The following is a 19,979-nucleotide window of genomic DNA, read 5'->3' on the forward strand; positions in this document are numbered from 1 at the left end:
CCACAGTCTTTCCAGCGGATCGCGGGGAAACTCTGCCGGCCCCCGGTCAAAGCCGGGGCCGGCACGTGCCGCGGCGACCGCCGGGCCGCCGCGGCCTTCACCGCGCTTCAGTTCAGCCTGCCGCAACCCCGGCGCTGCACCGCAGCAGCGGCCGCAGTCTGGCCAGCACCCGCAGCGTCGTCGCCGGGTTGCCTCGCCGCTCAAAGGGCCTGCCGCTCGACCCAGGCGATCCACCGATCGGCCGCCGCATCCCGCTGCGGCTGTTCGGCGGCAGGCAGATAGCGCCCGAATTCGACCCACAGCGACTGCCAGTCGCCGCCACCAGCCAGCCGGGGGAAGATCCGCCGCAGGACGAGGAATGCCCGCGCCCTGGTCATCAGTCCCGGCGCCTTGAGCAGCGGCACGACGCGCGGCAGGACCGCCGGCCCGAAGTCGGTCAGGCCGTCGGTGGACAGCGTGTCGGGCTCGCGCAGGATGTCCGGATAGGCGTCGATGGTTTGCAAGAGGGCATCGACGGCGCGCGCGTCGCCGATGCGCGCGAGACCCTGCGCACCCCGCGCCCGTACCTGCTCGTCGGCGTCGCCGAGCATCGCCGCGAACACCTCGGCGCTGGCGGGGTCGCCGATCTCCGCCAGCCCCTGGGCGATCCGGGCGCGCAGCTCGCCGCCCGCGGTCGGCAGCGCGTCGACCAGCGCCGCGGTACTCGCCGGGCCACGGCGCACCAGTTCGGCCAGCGCCAGCGCCCGGTCGTTGAAATGGCTCGCCGACAGGGCGGCGATCAGTTCCCGCGCATTGCGCCCGTCAGGGGGCCGCGGCGACATGACTGAATGTCACGATGACGCGCCGGTTGGCCCAGCGGTTGGCCTCGCGGCTCTGGTCGGCACCCACCGCGGCGTCGCCGCCCTCGTCGCCGGTGCCGGCATCGGCGGTGGCGGCCGTCGACGCGCCGTGACCGATGATGATGCCGTTGATCCGCGCCGCGGCGATCCCCTTCGCCAGCAGCGCCGCCTCGACCGCGTGCGCGCGCCGCAGCGACAGGTCGCGGTTGTACTGGCTGGCGCCGCCGACCTGGTCGGCGAAGCCTTCGAGAGCCAGCTCGACGTCCGGATTGCGTGTCAGGTAGGGCAGGAAGCCGTCGATCTTGGCTTGCTCGGTCGCGTTCAGGACATCGTCGTTGAAGTCGAAGTAGAAGGTCACCGGTTCATGGACGTAGAAGTCGCGATGGCGCTCGAGCGCCTCGTCGAACGTTGCCGAGGTCCCGGCATCGACGTGCAGGTGCTCGTTCGTCACGTGCCCGGCATCGACCGTGAAGCCCCAGTTCACCGCGCCGTAGGTGACCATCGTGTCCTCACCGATCGCAGCGCTCTCGAAGGTCCAGGTGATGACGTCGGTCGGACTGCTGGTGCCCGGAAAATCGTACAGCGACGCCGTGCGGATGTCGGCCGGATCGTCCGAGCGCTTGTAGCCCGGCACCTGCCCGAGCGGATTCGCGCCGATGCCGCCGCCGCGCGACGCCGGCTGCTGCGTCGTGCCGCCGAAGCCGACCGTCCCGGGGGCAGCCGCGCCCCAGGCATAGCGGGGCGACAGCGCCGATCCCGCCGGCACCCCCGGACTGGCTGCGTTCGGCCGGTGCAGCACATCGGTCTTGAAACCGCCCTCGATGCCACGCAGCGGATCCTCCTCGGTGCGCAATCCCGGATCGCCGAGCGCGCCGCGCGGCGCCTGCGCCGCCGGCATCGACGCCGCATTGACGTCGGCGCCACTGGCGTCGATCGTGCTGTTGACCTGCCAGATGCCGATCACGCTCGAGTTGGGCTCGCCGATTCCGGGGACGAAGCGCAGGTAGCCGTCTAGTCCGCTCTTCGTCGGCGAGGCAGCCAGTGCGCCCTCGCGTGTCTGCAGATCGATCTCGAAGAGGCTGCTGCTGCCGGGAATCATGTAGGTGCCGGCGAAGCTGCACTGGATCGGCGCCGGACCAGTGCGCGCCGTCAGCGGAATGGCGCTGCCGGCGCGTGAACCGCCCGACTGCTGGACAACGTGTGCCAGTTCGTGCGCGGTCAACTGGTCACGTCCCGGTCCACGGCCCGCGCCATAGAAGATGTCGCTGCCCTGGGTGAAGGCATTGGCCCGCAGGTCGCGATTCAGTTGTGCCGCCTGCCAGTCGGTATGCACCCGCACATGCCCGAAGTCGGCGCCGAAGCGCTGCTCCATGAAGCTGCGGGTCGCGCCGTCGAGCGCCCGCCCCTGGTTGCCGAGCAGCGCGGCCGGCCCGTGCGCGGGCGCCACGCCGCGGTGCGACGGCGTGCCCGCGGCCGACACCGGCGCGCTCGTCGTCGCCGTCGCGACCTGCTGCGCCGCCCGGTCTGCCTCGAGCTCGTGATCATCGCCCGGCACAGCAAGCGGCACGGTCGCCACGGGCAGTGCCCGCGGCACGCAGGCGGGGACGCCGCCCATCGCGGTCCGTGCCACCGACTGCGGGGCAGCGACGCCGCGCTCGGCGCCTCGCTGCCGCGCGAGGAAACGCGGCATGCCGCTGCGTGCCGCGCCACCGCCCGCATCGCTGCTGACAGGCTTGACGCCCGTCAGACCCCTGGCTCGCGATTTGAAAGTCATGACGCCTCCTTGTCCACGATGTGGCGACATCGCCGCCAGTCGGCCGACAGCAGCAGTCGCCGTTCCGGGTCAGACCGGCCTGGTTCCACGATCGGCGGCTGGCGGCGCAGCCCGGCTGAGCACGGCAACCGCCCGGATTTTCAGCAGCCGGCGAAGCTCCTTGCCGGAAGGGGCTGCGCGGCGGTTTTCCACAGGCTGTGCAGCCCTTGCCCACAGGGTTGTCAGCAACTGCTGGGGAGAGCCTGCGGCTGTCCCCAACTTATACACAGGCACGCCGGACACCGCCGCTCACAGCAGCGACTTGCCCTGCGCGAGGACCTGGTCGCAGATCTGTTTCGTCACCTGCTTCTTCAAGCCGCCGCCGGCGAGATCGAGTTGGCCGCCATCACTGCTGTGGAGGATTCCCCGGCTGCCGCTGTCGTAACCCGGGTCGGCCTTCGGCGACCCGCCCGGAAGCCTGCCGGTGAGCGAGTCCTTGACGGACGCCGCCGTCTTGCCACCGAGGTAGTTGTTGCGGATGCAGAACTCGAGCAGCCCGGCGACGTTGCCGAGGCTGCCCGAAGTGAGCGACTGCCCCGGCAGCACGCCGCCCATCCCGCCGACACTGCCGACGCCGGCGGGCAGGCCGCTCCCCTGCCCCTGTTTGAGGAGATCGCCAAGCTGCGCCTGGGCAACCTGGAAGGGCAACAGGGCGGCGATCAGGATGGCGCCGACACGCCTGCGACAAGGTTTGGTCTTCATGATCATGCTCCAGTCTGCGGGTGGAATGGAATCTCGTCTCGCGTCGCCGACCGCCGTGCCGGGGTTGCGATCGCTCTCTGCCTCGAACCCTGCCGCGCGGCCCCGACGCGATGATCCATTATCCTCCCCTCAGGCGCTGAAGGGCGGTCCGGCGAGCGCCAGCAGGGCGGCACGCAGGCAGGCGAAGGCGGCGGGCGCTGGCGCGCGCTCGATGCTCACCGAATGGCGCCGCGCGCCGAGAGCGGCATCGATCTCGTCGCGAAAGCCGTCGCGGCCGGCGGCGACGATCTGCCGCGGCAACTCGAGGAAGCCGCTGCCGATGAGCGTGCTGGCGAGTTGCCGCCGCTCGGCCGGCGACAGCCGCCGCAGCGGTTCGTCCGGCCAGGGAGCGCTCCAGTCCTCGCCGCACGGACAGTCGCGCTGCTCCAGATAGGCGAACAGCTCGCCGGCGGGAGTCACCCGGATGCGCTGGTTGCCGCGGCTCGAGATCGCCTGGATGCGCCGGAACTCGAGACGCAGCGGCGGGCCGTCAACAGCGGTCGTGTTCATCCGATGCGCCACTCGGACTGCGCGATGTCGGGCGCCGTCATGCGACCGAGCGCTTCCCAGAGGGTGACGTAGTGGCGCGGCAGCACATCGATGCCGTTCGACATCTGGCTCGAGGTCCTCACCCCCCAGACCGCCGGCCCCGGTACCCCGGCCGCCGTGACCAGGCCGGAATAGAGGGTCTGCTGCGTGCCGAGCGTGCCGCTGGTGTTGTTCTGGTACTCGTCGGGCAGGCCGAGCATGTGGCCGAACTCGTGCTCGCCGACCGAGTAGCGGTTGGCGGCATAGGTCGTCTCGAAGCTGTGGTCGACCGAGATGTCCGCACGACGGTTGCCGGCATCGCCGGCGCTACCGACGGCGCCGTGGCCAAGAACACCGATCGGCTGCGGCACGCCGAGGCCGGCGAGGAAACTGCGGACCGCGGCGGCACGCCGGTCCGAGAGGCCCTGGTTGTGCGTCGCTTCTCCGTCGCGACTGGCGAAGCCGTCGACCTTGAGCGGAATCAGCGGGTCCGACGGGTTCTTCTGCCGCGCCGCATTGGCGAAGGCGGTCAGCGCCGGGCGTACTGCCGGTTCGATGACGTCCGAATCGTTGGCGAAGAGCACCGGCGACGCTGCCGCTGCCGCCAGCGCCGTCTCCAGCCGCTGCCGCTCGGTGGTGGCGACGCTGCCGCTGTTGAAGTCCGGCTCCTCGCGGACGTCGGACTGGTAGAGGTCGGCGGTCGCCGGCCGTTCCGGATGCGCCGGGTCGGGGTCGCTGGTGGCCGACTTGTAGTCGATCCCCGGCCCCGGGCTCTTGTGCACCGTCGTCACGTAGTGCGCCGCCGCGTCGTCATCGACTTCCACCGGTGTCACCAGCGGGATCGCCCGGAAATCCCAGCACGGCTTGCTCGACCAGAGGACATGCTGCGCGCTCCAGCGCGCGCTGACGCGGCCGATGTAATCGCGCTTGAAATCGGCCTTCTCGCTGTCGCTCCAGAAGAAGCGGCTCATGTCTTCGCCGGCCAGCGCCCGCCGCAGGACGTCGAACACCCCCGGCGCATTGTCGGCGGCGACGAAATTGAACTTCATCTTCACCGTCACCGGCATCAGTCCGAACAGCGGGAAGTAATCGGCGTCGAACATGCCGAAGGTGGTCGAGGGAATGTAGCGCTCGAGGTGCATGCGGCGCAGCGCGAAGGCATCGCGGCGAGCGCCCTCCTCGGGCGTCAGGCAGGAGCCGAACAGGCGATCGAAGAGCGGCGTCGGCGCTGCCGGTACGCCGCCCGGCAGCGGCACGCCGGCATCGGTCGGTCCGCCCGTGGCCGCTGCAGCTGCCGCATCCGGAATGGATGCGGCAGCTGCAGCGGCGGCGCCGGCGTCCGGAGTACGGGCAACGGTCCGGGTGGCATCGCCACTCACCACATGCGCCAGCTCGTGCGCAAGCAGCCGCCGCCCCGAATCCGACCCGGGTTCGTAACGACCGGCGGCAAAACCGATATCGTTGCCGAAGCTGAAGGCACGCGCCGACAGCGCGCGTGCCGCCGTCGCCGCCGGCGCACCGCTGTGTACGCGCACCGCGCCGAGATCGCGGCCGAAACGCGGTTCGAAGAAGTCGCGCGTGGCGCCATCGAGCGGCCGCCCCGCATCCAGGCCGGGCAACGACGCCGACTGCGGGCCGCTGCCCTCGGCCGAGCGCTGCACGCCCGCGGCGCAACTGGCGCAAGGCGCGAGCGGCGCACAGCCGGCACATCCTGCCGGCGCCATCACCGCCGCGGCGAGTGCCTCGGCCCGCCGCTCGCCCGCGTCGCCGGGCTGCGAGACGGGAACCCCGCGCGCGGCAAGAAATCGCGGGACGCCCTCGTGCGCCGCCGGCACCATCGGCTGCCGCGCAGGCGCAACGACAGCCGGCGGTGCCGCGGTGGACGCGCTCCGCCGGACCGCCTCGCCACCGCTGCGGCGGTAAGTCCTGGTCATCTATCGCTCCCTCATCGCGCGCACCATGCGTGCCACCATCTCGTCGAAACGCTGCGGCCCGAGGAGTTCATCGCGCAGGCGATCGATGTGCGCACGGAACACCGCCTCGGCCGCCGGCCAGCGGCGGTGCCGGGCGATCGCGAGACCGGTCGCCAGCGTCCGGTAGGCTTCGGGGAAGGCCTGGCCCGCAGTCTGGATGCCGGCCATGAAGAGCACCATGCTCACCAGTCCGAGGAGGTTCCCCTGTTCGGCATAGCCTCTCGCCGCCCGCAGGCAGGCGGCGACCGCCTCGTCGCCCTGCTGCTGCGCGGCGCTCGATCGCGCCCTGCCGAGATCGATCAGGATGGCGAGTTCGGGCTGCGGATGCACCCGGCACAGCTCGGCGGCCTCGGTGAACAGCGCCTGCGCGGCGGCGTGCTCACCGCGCGCCGCCAGCAGGCTGGCCAGCGTCACATCCATCTGGATCACCTCGCGCCAGGCTGCGGCGCCCCTGAGCATCGCCCGCGCCTCTTGCAGGCGCCGCAAGGCACGCGGCAGATCGACCAGGCTGATGAAGACGAAGGCAAGCGACTGGCTCGCCTGGATGCGCTCTTCGACGAGTTCCGGCGGCAGGCGCGACAGCGCCTGCGTCAGCGGCGCGCGCGCGGCGGCCACCTCGTTTGCCTCGATGTGGTACTCGCCCAGTGCCAGTTGCCTGAGCGCACCGGACGCGTCACCCGGCGGTGCCAGCGGGATGGCCTGCAGCGCCTGGCAGGCGTCGTCCAGCCGCTGCTGGCGGAGCAGGACGCGCACGCGGCTGATCGCGCAGCAGGCGGCGAGTTCGCCGGCAGGCGCGTCGCTGGCGTCGCTCGCCTGCTGCACCAGGTCGAGCGCGGCATCGAGATCGAGCCGGCGCATGCGGACGACCGCGCGGCGCAGCAGGACGCGGCCGCGGGCATCGGCGTCGGCCACCTCATCCGCCAGCAGCGCGGCCTCGTCGAGCCAGTCGTCGACCGGCGTCGGCCAGCCCGCGAACACCGGGTGCGCGCATGCCGCTCGCAGCAGGGCCGCCAGGCGGAGTCGGGCCGAGCCACGGGCGCGCGTGATCGGCACGTCCAGCAGGCGATCGCCCAGCAGGCGAGCGGTCGACTGCTCGAGATCAGGCGACGAGGGCTGTTTCATCGCGCTCACCTTCATCGGCCACGCCTGCGCCACCGGACTCGCTGGCCGACCCTTCGCCCGGCGGCAACGCCGTGACGCCTTCGCCGGTCGCGACGAAGTACGGCCGGTAGGTCGCCGCGAAGTCGACGATGTAGCCCTGTCCCGCCATTTCCTCGGCCTCCAGCACGCCATCGTGGGCGGCCAGATCGTCCTGCAGGGCAAGCGCATCGGCGCGCGTCGCGCGCGAATCGTCGATGTTCGCCTCCGCCTGCTCCATCGACTGGCGATTGCGTTCCTGTTCCTCGCTCGCCTGCTCGCCGACCGCCTGCAGACCGGCATCGGTTTCGTCGAGGCTGCCGCTCCGCGCAGCGATATCCTGCCCGCCGCCGTCGAGTTCCGCCTCGATCTCATCCAGGCCGAGTGCCTGATTGATCATGCCCATGATGAACTCGTTGATCGACTGCATCACCTGATTGACCTTGCGTCGCACTGCCCGCACTGCCGGCGCCACGAGGCCATCCCAGAGCGCACCGGCGGTCGCATCCCAGGCGCGCTCGAGCCAGCTGCGCGAACGCGGCTCCTCGGGCTTGGCCTCGACACTGACCCCCTGCCCCTCGGACTGGACCGCATCCGCCTGCTGCTGGCCGCGTGCCGCATCTCCCGAGGCTTCGGCGCCCTGCGCCGACATCTCCTGCTGCGAGGCCGAAGCCTGCTCGAGCTTGCCCTGCTCCGTCGCCACCGTCTCGCGCTCGGCACCGGCAAAGCCCGCCTGCCCGGCATTGCGCTCCTGCAGCGTTGCGGCAGCGGCGCGCGCCGCGACATTGTGCTGCTCGGCGGCAACGGTCTCGGCGACGTAGTCGTTCACCGCTTCCATCGCACTGGCGATGTCGGTTCGCTGCTCGCGGATCGACACCAGTGCCGACGGACTCCAGGGTACCGGCGCCGGCGGTTGTGCGGGTGATGCTGACGCTGCGCCGGGCGCCCCGGTGCCGCCGCTGCCGTCCGCAGCGACGAGCGAGTCGTCGAGCACCGGCGACCCGTCGCCGCTGCCTGCCGCCGGAGCCTCGTCGGCGGCGGCACTGGGGATCGCCGCAGCAGCTTCCTCACGGCCCGCGGATCCGGAATCGGTGGCGCTGCGCGCCGCCGCCTCTTCACCGGCTGCGCCGGGCGCCGATGGCAAGCCGAGTTGCGCCAGCATCCAGTCGCCGACCGCCAGACTCTGCGTCTGTACGTCCTCCGAGCCGCGAACGGCGAGCCTGCCGATGCCGGCGACCGAGCGGTCGAGCAGCGTGCGCGGCACGGCACCGGCAAAACGGTCGGCGAAGTCGACCGTCGGACCAAAGACGGCACGCGCACCCGCCTCGCCGGTCTGCCAGCGATGGCCAGCGACGAAATGGGCGTCGAACAGGAGACGCTGCGAGGGATCGTTCGGGTTCACCCAGATACCGGTATTGCCTTCGCGGCGCAGCGCTTCGAAGAAGGCCTCGCTGCGGAAATAGTCGGGGTCGAAAGTTCCGGTCAGCGGTGCCGGCGCCGGGCCGCCGGCACCGAAAGCCGGGCCGCCGCGGGCGAGCGCCTCGGCCTCGGCGGTGGTGCGGATGAACGGAACGTCGAGCGGCGCACCGCTGCCGCCGGGCGGCCGGCGTGCCGAGCGTGTTCCGAACTCCGTCCACGGCGAAGTCGCCCGTGTCGTACCGCGCGGCGTCACGAGCGGTGCATTGGCGAGCTGGATGTAGCGCGGATCGTAGGCGACATGCGGCGCGTCGAGGACCGAGATGGTGTGATGCGGCGTCTTGTATACCGTGCTGCGTGTCGCCTGCTGGCGGAAGGCCGCGATCTCGGCCTCGGTCCATTGCGCCGGCGCGTTCGGTCGCGCATTCAGCTGTCGCGCGAGGTCGGCGTCGCTCAGCGACGGATTGGCTGCCATCGCGTTGTTGATCGTGCTCGCCTCGTTGCGGCGCAGACCATCGAGGAAGCGCTGCAGGCGGTCACCCGGCCGTCCGAAGAGCAGGCGGTTGGTCGCCGGGTCGGTACGCAACACCAGATCGTTGAAGTTGATCTCCGGAAAGTCGGCAGCCGGCATGCTCGACTGGAGACGGGCGCGGGCGGCGGCCTCGGTCAGCGCGCCGGTGCTCTGCGCCCCGGCCAGCTCGGCGCGCAGCCGCCCGCCGACGAAGCCGTGGTGTGCGCGCTCCGAACGGGCGAACAACAGCCGTGCCAGATCGAGGTTCTCACCGTAAACGCGACCGGCGTGGCGCCCCAGTCGCGAACCGGCGACCCAGCGTCCGACGGCGGAACCGGCGACGCCGCGACCGAAACGACGCAGCCCGCCGGCAGTGGCGGTCGCGGCCCCGCCCAGCAGGCGGCCAGGCGCGCTGCCGAGGAGTGCCCGTGCGCGCGCGCCGACCGCGCCCAGAGCGCCCCCGGCGACGCGGCCGAAACCGGTGCGGCCGATTGCCCGCGCCGCCCGCCCGGCGGCGGTCGTGGACAGCGCGGTGCGCAGCCCGAAATCGCGCGTCCGCCCCATGAAGGTGTGGAAACGCCCGGAGACACCGGCACCGGCACGGCGCGCCGCGCCCGCGGCGCCGCTGCCGGCGCGACCCACCGCCGCTGCCGCCCGCCCGATGCGGCCGGGTTGCGCCGCCAGGCGACCGGCGGCGCCGGCGACGCGGCTGCCCGCGCCGCGCGCGGCGCGGCCGACGAGCCGCCCGACGCGGCTGCGGCCAAGCAGCCGTGCCGCTCCGGGTGCCACTGCGGTGGCGACGGCGACGGCACTCATCACCGTCCCCATCGCATCCTGGCGGACCATCCCGAGGAGGCGCCGGCGCTCCTCGGGATCGGTCTCGTTCTTCAGCCGATAGTAGTTGTAGCCGGTCAGGATGATGCCGAGGACGAGGCTGATGCCGTCGAGAATCAGTGCCGCCACGTCGCAGAAGCGGCCGACGGTGAGCAGGAAGGCGCCGACCGGCGGCAGCAGCAGGCTGAGGATGAAACCGCTGACGGTGGCGACCAGCCCGATGATGCCGACGATGCCGCCAAGCTGGCCGGTGACGTCGCGGATCGTCGCCAGCGTGCGCAACCACAACGGCTCGGCCTCGTAGCCCGTGCGCGGTGGACCCGCCTGCAGCCCCTCGCCGGCAAGTCCCTGCAGGGCACTTGCCTCGGGGTCGGTGAGCTGGCGGTCGCCGAGCGCGTCGGTCGCATCGAGCAGCGCGCGCGTCTGCGGGTCGAGCGCGGCAATGCGCTCGTCGGAGAGATTTCCCTCGAGATAGGCGGCGACCTCTTCGCCGACGAGGCTCTCGAACTCGGCCGCCGGACCGGGCCGCTCGACAGGCCGGCGCGGCGCGGCGTCCGCCATCGCGGCGCCCGCGCGCAGCGCCCCGTCGCCGTCTCCCGCAGCGCCCGCGTCTTCACCGCCGCTACCGGTTGCGCCCCCGTCGCCATCGCCGGCGTCGGCCGTATCCGCCTCTGCCGCTTCCTCCGGCACCGGTTCGCCCTCGTCGCGCTGCCCAGCGTCGGCAACCTCGGTCAGCGTCGAGCGGGTCCCCGGGTTCAACTCGACGGTCGTTGCCGCCGCATCGGCACCTGCCGCCGGCGTTGCCGCCAGTCGCGACGCCATCTCGTCCTCGGAGAAGGCGAAGGACTGCCCTGCCGCGTGCGCCGGCGTCGCGCCGGCACCGGCGGTCTGGTCCGGGGCGCGGCGTATCGCCGTATCGCCTCGCCGCTGCTGCACGACGTGCGCCGCCTCGTGCGCCATCAGGGAGATGTCGTCCGGGCGCTGCCGCTCCCCCAGCCAGACGTCACGGCCGTGGGTGAAGGCACGGGCGCCGAGCCGTGCACTGGCGTCGGCCGCCGTCGTCCCCTGATGGACGCGGACCTCACCCAGGTCCGTACCGAGCGTTGCCTCGATGCGGGTCTGCAGTGACGGCAGCAGGGGCTGCACGCTATCGCCCCGGTCGGCACTCGCCTCCCCCGGCCGATCGTCCGGCGGGTCGGCGCGCAGGCTCTTGCGCCGCACGGCCGGCTGGCCGAGCGGCTGCGCAGCCGCGCCGGTGTTCGCTGGCGCCGACGAGAGAAAACGGGGCAGCGCCGACGCGTCGTGCAGGACGGACTCGGCGACCGCATCCGCCTCGCGCTCGAGCGGATCATCTTCGGGCCCGACCTCGAGTTTCGCCTGCAGCGCGGGATGCGCAAGAAATCGCGGCATTCCCGCCTGCTCGCGCTGCTCAGGCGAGCGTTCGCGGCCGCTGCCGGGCAGTACGCCGGCGGACTCGCTGCCGGCCTTGCGCAGCACCGTCTGCAGGCCGTTCATCCTGCCACCGACATCGCGCTCGGCAGCGACTTGCCGAGCTTGCGATACTCCGCCGCCACTGCCACCAGCAATGCCACCTCATCCAGCGCCGTGCCGCGCTGGCGCGCCAGCGCGGCGGCGGCGAGAACGACATTGCGGATGTGGCCGCCGGCAAGGTCACAGGCGGCGGCGAGACGATTCAGCGTGGCGGCGTCGAGCCCGTGCTGTTCACCGAGATGCGCCAGCCACAGCGCGCGCCGCTCCTCGGGACCGGGCGCGGGGAACTCGATGATCGCGTCGAGCCGTCGCGTGAATGCCGAGTCAAAGCGCGCGCGGCTGTTGCTGGTCAGCAGGACGATTCCCTCGAAGCTCTCGATCCGCTGCAGCAGGTAGTTGGTCTGCTGGTTGGCGAAGCGGTCGTTGGCGTCCTTGACGTCGGTGCGCTTGCCGAACAGCGAATCCGCTTCGTCGAAGAGCAGGACGACCTCGGCGTGCTCGGCGCGGGCGAACAGTTCGGACAGGTTCTTCTCGGTCTCGCCGATGTACTTGCTTGTCACCGAGGCAAGATCGACGCGGTAGAGCGGCAGTCCGAGGCGGGTCGCCACCCAGCTCGCGGCGAGCGTCTTGCCGGTCCCCGACGGTCCGACCAGCAGCGCCCGCACCCCAGGCCGGTAACGCGTCCGTGCCGCCGCGCCGAGACCTTCGGCAAGCGTGTCGCGCTGCCGGCAACGGGCCAGCAGGGCGTCGAGCGAGTTGCGCAGCAGCGGCGTCAGGATCAACGCCTCGTCCGGAATGTCGTCGGCGAGGAGTTCGGCCAGTGCGCCGAGGTCGGCGCCGACACCGCTGCGCGCCACCTGCGTGACATGGCTGATCGCCACCTCTTCGTCGAGGCGCGCCGCTGCCGAGCGGGCCGCCTGCCCCAGCTCGGCGATGCGCCCGGCAGCGTGGCGGTGGTGCGCGGCGAGTGCGGCGATCGTCTCCACTGCCGGTCCCGTGCCGAGCGCGGCACGCCAGAGCTGGCTGCGCTCGGCCGCCGCCGGCACCGGCAGTCGCCACTGTGCGACGGCCGCGCCCGCCTCGACGCTGCCGTCCGCGCCACAGGCGACGAGCAGCGGCCCGTCGTGCCCGGGAATGCGCGGCGCCCGCCGCCGCTCGCCCGGCGCCAGCGACACGCACCACACCGGCAGGCGGCCACCGAGCCACAGCCAGGCAGCGAAACCCGGCGCCGCCTCGCCCTCGAAGAACGCGACGCGGGCGCCCATCGCGCCGACCACCTGCGCCGCCGCAGCGCGCGCCTCGAGTGGCTGCCCGCTGCGGATCAACAGCGTCCGCACCCCGTCGCGGATCAGTCCGGCCGCGTGTCGCCGCGCCTCGGCGACGGCTGACGGCGGCAACGGCGGCAGCGCCGCGGTATCGGTATCGACGCCGTCGAAATGTCCGTCCCGACCGTCGATCGCAAACAGCAGCGGCAGCGCGACGCGCACGCTGCGTTCGCACAGCGGACGCTCGTCGGGCTGCAACTGCAGCAACCCATGCCTGCGTGCCGGCCCGTCGGCCAGCGCCGACAGCGCGTCCGGCACGCCGACTCGCTGGCACAGGCTGGCGATCAGTCCGACCGTCGGACGCGCCTCGCCAACCGGATGCTGCAACCAGATCAGCGCCCGCGCCGCCATCGGCAGCAGTTCCGACTCGCGTGCCAGCGCCAGCGCCAGGGTCTCGGCAAGGCCCAGTCGCTGCTGCACCGCCAGCGCATGCAGCCGGCGGTCCACGGCGGGCGGCGCGCCGTTCCACGCCGACACCGCCGCCCGCGGCTCGCCAACACCCTGCCGCATCGCCAGCGCAGCGGCGTGGCCCGCCAGCCAGACGGCCTCCGGTGAGTCCTCGCCGCCACCGCCGTCGGCGAGCAGCGCGAAGGCGATTTCCGCCAGCGTCGGTGACCGCTGCGTGTCGCTGTCCACTGTCGGCGGCCGGTTCACCAGGCGTCCCGCCCGTAATGGAAGCGGAGCACGCGTCCCAGCCACGGCACCCAGCCCGGGTCGAGGTCGAGACCGGCGCGCCGCAGGCGCAGGTCGACCGCATCCAGATCCTGCCAGACATCGGCGTGCGTCGGCGTCAGCGACAGCCGCGCCGGCCGGCAGACGAGACTGCAGAGGCCGATGCCGACGCGCCGGCGCAGATGCCCGCGGCAATTGCACAGCCAGCGCGCGGCCTCGCCATCCGCCGCAACGTCCGGATCGAGCGCTTGCCCGAACAACAGCCAGATCGGGTCGTCGCCGTCGACCGACAGCCGCCGCAGCAGCAGGACGAAGATCCGTTGCGGCATGTCGCGTCGTGCGGCGTCCTCCGCCAGCCAGCCGGCGAAACCGAGACCGCGCAGCACGGGCACCAGGAACAGCAGGCCACCGGCGGCAGTGGGTTGTCGGCGGGCGATTCCTTCACCGCCCGCAATCAAGGCGGCAGCCGCGGGAGCCAACGGCCCTGCTGCCGGCGGCGACGCTACCGGCCGGCTGGCGGCCGGCGTCCGGCTCGTGGCGGAGATTGCGGCCGCGCTCGTCGGACGCGCGGTGAAGCCGGGCGCGTCCGCCAGCGGCGGCTGCACGCGATCGGTCCGAGCGCGTTCCGGCCCGCCACCGGTAGCCGCAGTCCCACTGTCGGCGCCGCCGATTGCTGCCGGCCGGCGTGGCGATCGCGGCCGCTCGCGACGGGCGACCGCACCGCCGTCGCCGTCGCCGTCATCCCGGCGATCATCGCCGCTACCGGCGATGGTGTCACCGGCGGTGCTGCTGGCGGTCGTCTCGCTCCTCGTGCCGGTGGGCAGACCGCACACGGTGGCGGCAACGGCGTCATCTGCGTCCCGGCGTGCCGCGGCGCCCTCGATCGCTGCGGCGACACCCGGAGCCGCTGCTCGCTGCCCGGCATCCGGCAGCGCGTCCGTCGCCGGCCGCGACGCCGACGGGCTGCCGCAGCGCCGTGCCAATCGTGCCAGCCAGAGGTGGCGTTGATCGTCGCTGCCGAGCTGCCGCAGCGACCAATCGAGCGCCGCCTGCCAGGCCTGCGGCGACGCGTCGCTTGCCGGCGCCACGGCCTCGCCGCAGGCCGCGTCGAGAATCGCGACGTCGCCGGGCGAGAGTGCGAGCAGCAGGCGCGCGCAGGCGCCGTCGTCGTGCGTCAACAGCAGCGCCAGCCAGCGCGGCAAGGCAGCCGGGGCTTCGGGCAGCGCCGCCAGCGACAGCGCCACTGCCCGCAAGGCCTGAGCACCGTCCAGCGCCGGACGGTAGCCGCTGACCAGCAGCGGCCAGCACCAGGCCGCACGCGCGGCCCGCGTCAGGATCAGTCGGGTCAGCAGCAGATGCGCCGTCAGCGCATCGGCAAAACGAACGGCCTCTGCCGCCGCCAGACGGGCATCTCCGAGCAGCGCGCCATCGATCGCCACCGCCGTCCGGCAGGCAGCCGCGAGTTGCCCCGCCACCTGCTGCGGTGATGCCGTGCCGGCAAAGGGCGGCAGCCGCAGCCGCCGCAGCAGCACCAGCTCGCCGCCTTCACCGGGCAGGCTGGCAGTGCGCAGCGCGTCCTCGATGAGGAAGGCGCCGCGCCGTGCCAGCGCAGCGTCGGGCGCACGGATCGACAGGCGACGGACGCTGCGCTCGGCGAGCATCGACCTACCTCATCTTGACACTGGCGAGGCGCGCCGTACTCATCGCCACCGGGCTGTCGGCGGCGACGAACTGCACCCGTGTCTCGGCCGCCAGCTCGAGCCGGTTGCCATCGACCTGCAGGACGGTGGTCTGCACCTCGCCGCTGCCGAGGTCGTCTACCCGCGCCCGCGCCACCACCCGGTCGGCCTGGTAGAGCAGCGCCTGCATGCCGACGCGGAGCTTGAGGCCATCGCTGACGCGCACCGGCAGCCGCACCCCGGGCGCGGCCGTCACCGGCGCCGGCAGGCGGCCGGCAATGATGCGGTTTACCGGCGCGTGACTGGCGAGCAGCAGGCACATGTGCACGAGGTCGTTGATCAGCCCCTCTCCATCCTGCTCACCCAGCTTCATCTGACCGAAGAGCCAGTCGGCGTAACCCTGCAGTTGCCGCCGCGTCTCGTACTCGAGTTCGCCCCAGCGCGGCAGGCCGGCGAGGTTGCGCAACCGCGGCGCGGCGTCGAACTGCGACAGGCGCTCGGCCCAGTCGAGACGGATCGACGGCAGCACCTCCGAGAAGGCCTCGTGCAGGCAGGCGGCAATGCGCGAAATCTGCTCGAAGAGCGTCGCTGCCTGGCTCGCCACCGCGCCGCTGCCATGTTCGCCGTCGATCAGGTCGCCGAGCGACACCACCTTTTCGGCCTCGGCACGCGCCCCCTGCCAACCCATGCGGCCGATCAGCACCGGGTCGATGCGCGTTGCCGCCGCCCGCAGTTGCTGCACCGAGGCGAGCTGCCGCCGTTGCAGCGCACCGATCGCGGCGGCGACGCCGCGCGCCGTGGTGGCGGCAAGCGGCTGCGCGGCGACGCGCAGTCCCATGATCTGGCTGCGCAACTGCGCCGACTGCATGGTCTTCAGCAACAGGTCGACGCGATCGAGCCGGTCGAGCAGCGCCGGCAGCGCGACGAACCAGCGCGCCGGTGCCTCGCGCACCAGCGCCAGCAGGTCGGCGAGTTCGTCCGGCGCCTCCTGGTGCGCCTTGAGGCAGGCCGGCACGGGCGCTTCGAGCAGGCCGGGGTCGAGCTGCCGCAGCGGTGCCTGGACGATCAGCTCGGCCTCACGCGGCCGCTGGTACGCGATGAAGTGGACGTGCTCGCGCAGGACCTGCGCCCGGCGATCGTTGATCGCCGCCAGGCGTGCCTCTTCCTCGGCCATCAGCGCCCGCGTCACCGAAACGTCGTGGCGCGCCTCGGCAAGCGTCTCGCCGACCGCCTGCAACCGCTGCTCCAGCGCCACCGCCTGCAGCCGCAGGCCGTCAAGGACTGCCTGGCTGCGGCCGATGGCGTCGCGGTAGAGCTTGATGCGTCCTTCGAGCTGCCGCATCAGCGCGACCGTGTTGTCGGAGAGATCGGCGCCGTCGGCGAAATACGCCGATTCGTCGATCTTGCTGCGCCGCGGCGCCTGCAGCATCAGCGGCAGCCGCCAGCGCTGGCGCAGGACGGTGGCGAGCGGCAGGCTGCGACGCAGGCCGTTGATCGTCGCCTGCTCCTGCGCATCGTCGCTGTCGACGATGGGCAGCGGGCGGGCGTTCGGGCCACTCAGCTCGCTTTCCGCTTCGAAGAACAGCGCCGGGTCACCGCGGACGCCATTGAACTGGATGCCGTCGAAGAGCCCCGCGCTGTCGCCGCCGTCCTCGCCCTCGAGCGTGTCGGCCAGCGCGATCAGGCTGCGCACCGCCTCGTACCGCGTGGACGTCGTGTAGTCCTTGGCCTCGTTCGCCTTCGGTGCCTCGAGCCGTTCGGCGATGCTCAGCGTGCGCACCTCGGCCTTGCCAACCAGCGGCGCGGCATGCGTGATGTCGTAGGGCATGAAACTGCTGCCGCTCGAGAACAGCTCGGCCTGCGTCGTCTTGCGCGCGATCGTGTTGTTGTCCAGTTGCGTCGTCTCGGCCAGGCGCAGGTTCGCCGATTCGCCCAGTTGCAGGTTCTCGCTGCCGCCACCGCCAAGCAGGATGTCCTGGCGGCCACCACCGAGACGCAGTTCCTGTGCCTCACCGGCGGCGAGGCTGAAGCCTTGACCGCCCAGTCGCCTGGCGTCGCCGCCCGGCGCGGTCGCGGTCGAGATGCTGCCGGTCGAACCGAACGCGCCGGCACCGCCAAACGCGGCCGTCGGCGCCGGTCCGCCACCGGCACCGGCGATCTCCCCCCGGGGCTGCAGCGAAGCGCCCTTCAGCTCCTCGAAGAAGCCGGCGATGCGCTCGCTCGAGGCGACTGCCGTCTCGGCGCGCGAGATGCTGGCAAGAGCCGGCGAGATCGCCAGCCGGGTCGCCGCGGTGGTGCCGAGCACCAACTGGCGGACGCGGTAGATATCGGTCTGCACCTTGACGAAGCTGTAGTCGACGAGATCGTCGGCGCGGTCCGCGCGACTCTTGAGGTAGGCGATGAAGCCCTCGAGGCCGCGCGCAAAGATCTGGTAGCGCTCCTGCGCCGACAGGTGGCCGAGCGCCGGATCGTCGTAGAGTGCGAGCGCTGCCGCAACCTGCCCGTTCACCCCCGCCGTCGTCGGCGCGCGCAGGTCGCGCGGCTGCAGGAAGCGCCAGACGCCGCGCGCCGCGGCGCCGGCCGGCAGCGAGCCCGAGAACCAGGGTCGTTCGACTCCGGCCGTACTCAGCGCACCCGCCGCGCCGAAGGCTGCGGTGCCATCGAAGAAGGTGAACGCCATGCCGTTGAGGGCAACGCCTGCGACGTCGACACCACTGCCTGCATCGACCGGCACCTCCAGCCTCCCCCAGCGGCCCGGGCGTGGCAGCGTACCGATTCGCCGCCGTGACGGCGTTCCTGCACTGCCCCAGGCAATGCGGTCGAGACCCCAGTAGGCGCGGTGCTCCCAGCTCGTGCCGCTGCGCCACTGCAGCATCAGTTGTGTCGGCGGGTTGTTCGGGTCCACGTAGACCCAGACGTAGAGCCGCTCACCGGCCGCAGCGGTGAACGCAGCGCCGGCATTCTCGAAGAAGTGCTGGTGCAGCCCCGGCATCGGCGGCTCGACATGTCCACCGCCTGCGGGCGCACCGCTGCCGTCGACCGGCAGCACCGTTGTCGAGACTTCGAACGGCGCCCAGAGGTCGTTGTGGGTCATGAACTCCCAGCGCTCGTCGCCATTCTGGATCGCCCCCGCCGGCAGGACGCTGCAGAACCATTTCTTCACCGCGCCGCTGGCGGCAACGGCACCACTCATCGCAAACGCGGCACGGCCGTCCTGCAGGGTGAATGCCATGCCGTCAACGACCTGCCCCTCGAGGGCGACCAGCGACGCCGGCAGCGCGAGCTGCACCCACTCGCCCGCGGTCGGCAGGTCACCGGCGCGCATGCGCCCGGCGCTGCCATCGGCACCCCAGGCGATCAGGTTCTCGCCCCAGTAGGCACGATGCTCCCAGTTGCCGGCATGCCACTGCAGCATCAGCGTCCGCGGCGGGTTCTCCGGGTCGAGATGGACCCAGGCGAAGAGCCGGTCGCCGGTTGCCACCGCCAGGGTCTCGGTCGCCGCCTCGAAGAAATGCTGGTGCGTGCCGCCGCGCAGCGACGAGCGATGGCCGCCGCCGGCCGGCGGCGGCCCCCACGGCGCCAGCGACTCGGCCTCGAGGGCTTCGGCATCTTCGCCGATCGCCGGCACGACGAGAGCGTTGCCGCTGATCGCCCGCGCCAGTACCGAAGCGCGCGTGCGCAGCCCCTGCCTGCCGCCGAGCGCACGCGCGCGCCGCAGGACGAACTCGGCGAGGGTGGCGGCGAACTCGGGATCGATCACTTCGCGGATCAGCAGGCGCGGCTCGAATACCGACTGCGGCACCGGTACCAGCAGGCGGACGCGCTCGCCGAGCCCGAGGTCGAGAGGCGCCAGAGAGGCGGCTTCCGCCAGTGCGGCGTCGAGTTGCTCGCTCGGCAACGGTGCCGCATCGAGGATGAAACTGCCCGGAAAGAAGCCGCTCGACAAGGTGCTGAGATCGACCACGTTCGCCGGCAACAGGCCAAAGGGAGGCAAACGCGCATAATCCGCCGCCAGCGTCGCCGCATCCGCTGCCGTCTCACCCGCGGCGGCAATCTGCTCGGCGAGCTGCTCGAGGCGAGCCTGCCACAATGCCGGCAACCGCCAGTGGATCGCCAGACCGCCAGCGGCGCCAGCGATCCGCCCATAGCGCGCGTGCCCGCCGCTGCGCACGACGCTGGCCCGGTCGAGGAACAGTGGCGTCCAGTCGTCAGCGCAGGCGACCAGCCCGAGCGGCACCCCGAAAAGCTCCCACGGCAGCGACGCGTCGGCTGCGAGCGCCGCCTCGGCATCGAACACGCGCCAGGCGAGGTCGTTGCGCCAGCGCCCGGGCATGCCCGCCGGCATCGCCGGCAGGCTGACGAATTCTTCCGGCCAGGCGTACCACAGCAGCCGCGCCGCGTCGCCGATCCGCCAGTCCTCGAAGGCAACGACGCTGTCGTTGCCGCAGCCGTCGAGGGCGCAGGGATCGGTGGCATCGAACTCGCCGATGCGGTCCGCCGACACCGGCTGCAGAATGAGGATGCCGACCCGCGGCAGCGCCGCCGGCGCCGCACTGACGACTGCACCGAGCGCCGGACCAACGGCCTTGCTGGCGACGCTGCCCGCGCCGCCGCCCGCCCCGCCCATGCCGGCGAAGACCGACGGATCGGCGACCACCGGCAGATCGGCGAGCGCCACCTCGAGCGCCTGCGGCACGCGCACATCCTCGCCGTCGACCGCCAGCCCCTGCCCCTGCATCAGCGCCAGGCGGGTACCCGCCAGACCGCCGGCAGTGTTGAACAATGCGCTCTCCAGCCCGCGCACGACCCCGGGAGTGAAGGCCTGCCCGCGCAGCGCGATGTGGCGCGCCGCCCAGTCCTGGCGACCGGACAGCGTCGGAGCGGTGAGGGTGCGGCCGGCAAACAGGTTCGGCCGGCGCAGCCACCAGCGGCTGGCGTCGGCGCCATCCTCCGGCGCGAGGCCGACGAGGTGCTCGCCCGACAGGGGCCTGGCAATCGGTGTGATGCTCACGGTCCACCT

Annotated in this window: 10 protein-coding genes; all 10 read right to left on the bottom strand. The window is 72.3% G+C overall.

Annotated elements, in window-relative coordinates; all coding sequences use genetic code 11:
• Positions 1 to 200: 200 nt before the first annotated feature.
• Positions 201 to 821, bottom strand: coding sequence for a HEAT repeat domain-containing protein (locus HT579_13600; GenBank protein ID QKS29851.1), 621 nt, complete (start codon positions 819 to 821; stop codon positions 201 to 203).
• Complete coding sequence (locus HT579_13605; GenBank protein ID QKS29852.1) at positions 802 to 2,613, bottom strand: DUF4157 domain-containing protein; 1,812 nt, start codon at positions 2,611 to 2,613, stop codon at positions 802 to 804. Before HT579_13605 ends, HT579_13600 begins: the two co-directional genes overlap by 20 nt.
• Positions 2,614 to 2,901: 288 nt before the next feature.
• Positions 2,902 to 3,354, bottom strand: coding sequence for a DUF2501 domain-containing protein (locus tag HT579_13610; GenBank protein QKS29853.1), 453 nt, complete (start codon positions 3,352 to 3,354; stop codon positions 2,902 to 2,904).
• 129 nt (positions 3,355 to 3,483) lie between these two features.
• Positions 3,484 to 3,903 carry a hypothetical protein gene (locus HT579_13615; GenBank protein ID QKS29854.1) on the bottom strand — a complete coding sequence of 140 codons (420 nt, stop codon included), beginning with the start codon at positions 3,901 to 3,903 and terminating at the stop codon, positions 3,484 to 3,486.
• Positions 3,900 to 5,855: a DUF4157 domain-containing protein gene (locus HT579_13620; GenBank protein QKS29855.1), complete on the bottom strand. Its 1,956-nt coding sequence runs from the start codon at positions 5,853 to 5,855 to the stop codon at positions 3,900 to 3,902. Before HT579_13620 ends, HT579_13615 begins: the two co-directional genes overlap by 4 nt.
• Entirely contained in the window at positions 5,856 to 7,016 is a 1,161-nt protein-coding gene (locus HT579_13625; protein ID QKS29856.1) for a hypothetical protein, read from the bottom strand.
• Complete coding sequence (locus HT579_13630; GenBank protein QKS29857.1) at positions 6,994 to 11,307, bottom strand: DUF4157 domain-containing protein; 4,314 nt, start codon at positions 11,305 to 11,307, stop codon at positions 6,994 to 6,996. Before HT579_13630 ends, HT579_13625 begins: the two co-directional genes overlap by 23 nt.
• On the bottom strand, positions 11,304 to 13,262 hold the full coding sequence (locus HT579_13635; GenBank protein ID QKS29858.1) for an ATP-binding protein: 1,959 nt from the start codon (positions 13,260 to 13,262) through the stop codon (positions 11,304 to 11,306). Before HT579_13635 ends, HT579_13630 begins: the two co-directional genes overlap by 4 nt.
• Positions 13,259 to 14,941 (bottom strand): hypothetical protein, encoded by a 1,683-nt coding sequence (locus HT579_13640; protein ID QKS29859.1) that lies wholly within the window; start codon positions 14,939 to 14,941, stop codon positions 13,259 to 13,261. The genes HT579_13635 and HT579_13640 overlap by 4 nt, the downstream gene beginning before the upstream one ends.
• Positions 14,942 to 14,945: 4 nt before the next feature.
• The gene (locus HT579_13645) at positions 14,946 to 19,970 is read right to left on the bottom strand and encodes a hypothetical protein (GenBank protein QKS29860.1); all 5,025 of its coding nucleotides are present in this window, start codon (positions 19,968 to 19,970) and stop codon (positions 14,946 to 14,948) included.
• Positions 19,971 to 19,979 lie beyond the last annotated feature (9 nt).

Source organism: Candidatus Accumulibacter similis, from assembly GCA_013347225.1.
Lineage (GTDB): Bacteria > Pseudomonadota > Gammaproteobacteria > Burkholderiales > Rhodocyclaceae > Accumulibacter > Accumulibacter similis.

What these genes read in the sequence shown, in the direction of transcription:
- HT579_13625 (QKS29856.1), bottom strand. Translation starts at nt 7,016, where the DNA reads ATGAAACAGCCCTCGTCGCCTGATCTCGAGCAGTCGACCGCTCGCCTG.
- HT579_13605 (QKS29852.1), bottom strand. Translation starts at nt 2,613, where the DNA reads ATGACTTTCAAATCGCGAGCCAGGGGTCTGACGGGCGTCAAGCCTGTC.
- HT579_13620 (QKS29855.1), bottom strand. Translation starts at nt 5,855, where the DNA reads ATGACCAGGACTTACCGCCGCAGCGGTGGCGAGGCGGTCCGGCGGAGC.
- HT579_13610 (QKS29853.1), bottom strand. Translation starts at nt 3,354, where the DNA reads ATGAAGACCAAACCTTGTCGCAGGCGTGTCGGCGCCATCCTGATCGCC.
- HT579_13630 (QKS29857.1), bottom strand. Translation starts at nt 11,307, where the DNA reads ATGAACGGCCTGCAGACGGTGCTGCGCAAGGCCGGCAGCGAGTCCGCC.
- HT579_13615 (QKS29854.1), bottom strand. Translation starts at nt 3,903, where the DNA reads ATGAACACGACCGCTGTTGACGGCCCGCCGCTGCGTCTCGAGTTCCGG.
- HT579_13600 (QKS29851.1), bottom strand. Translation starts at nt 821, where the DNA reads ATGTCGCCGCGGCCCCCTGACGGGCGCAATGCGCGGGAACTGATCGCC.
- HT579_13640 (QKS29859.1), bottom strand. Translation starts at nt 14,941, where the DNA reads ATGCTCGCCGAGCGCAGCGTCCGTCGCCTGTCGATCCGTGCGCCCGAC.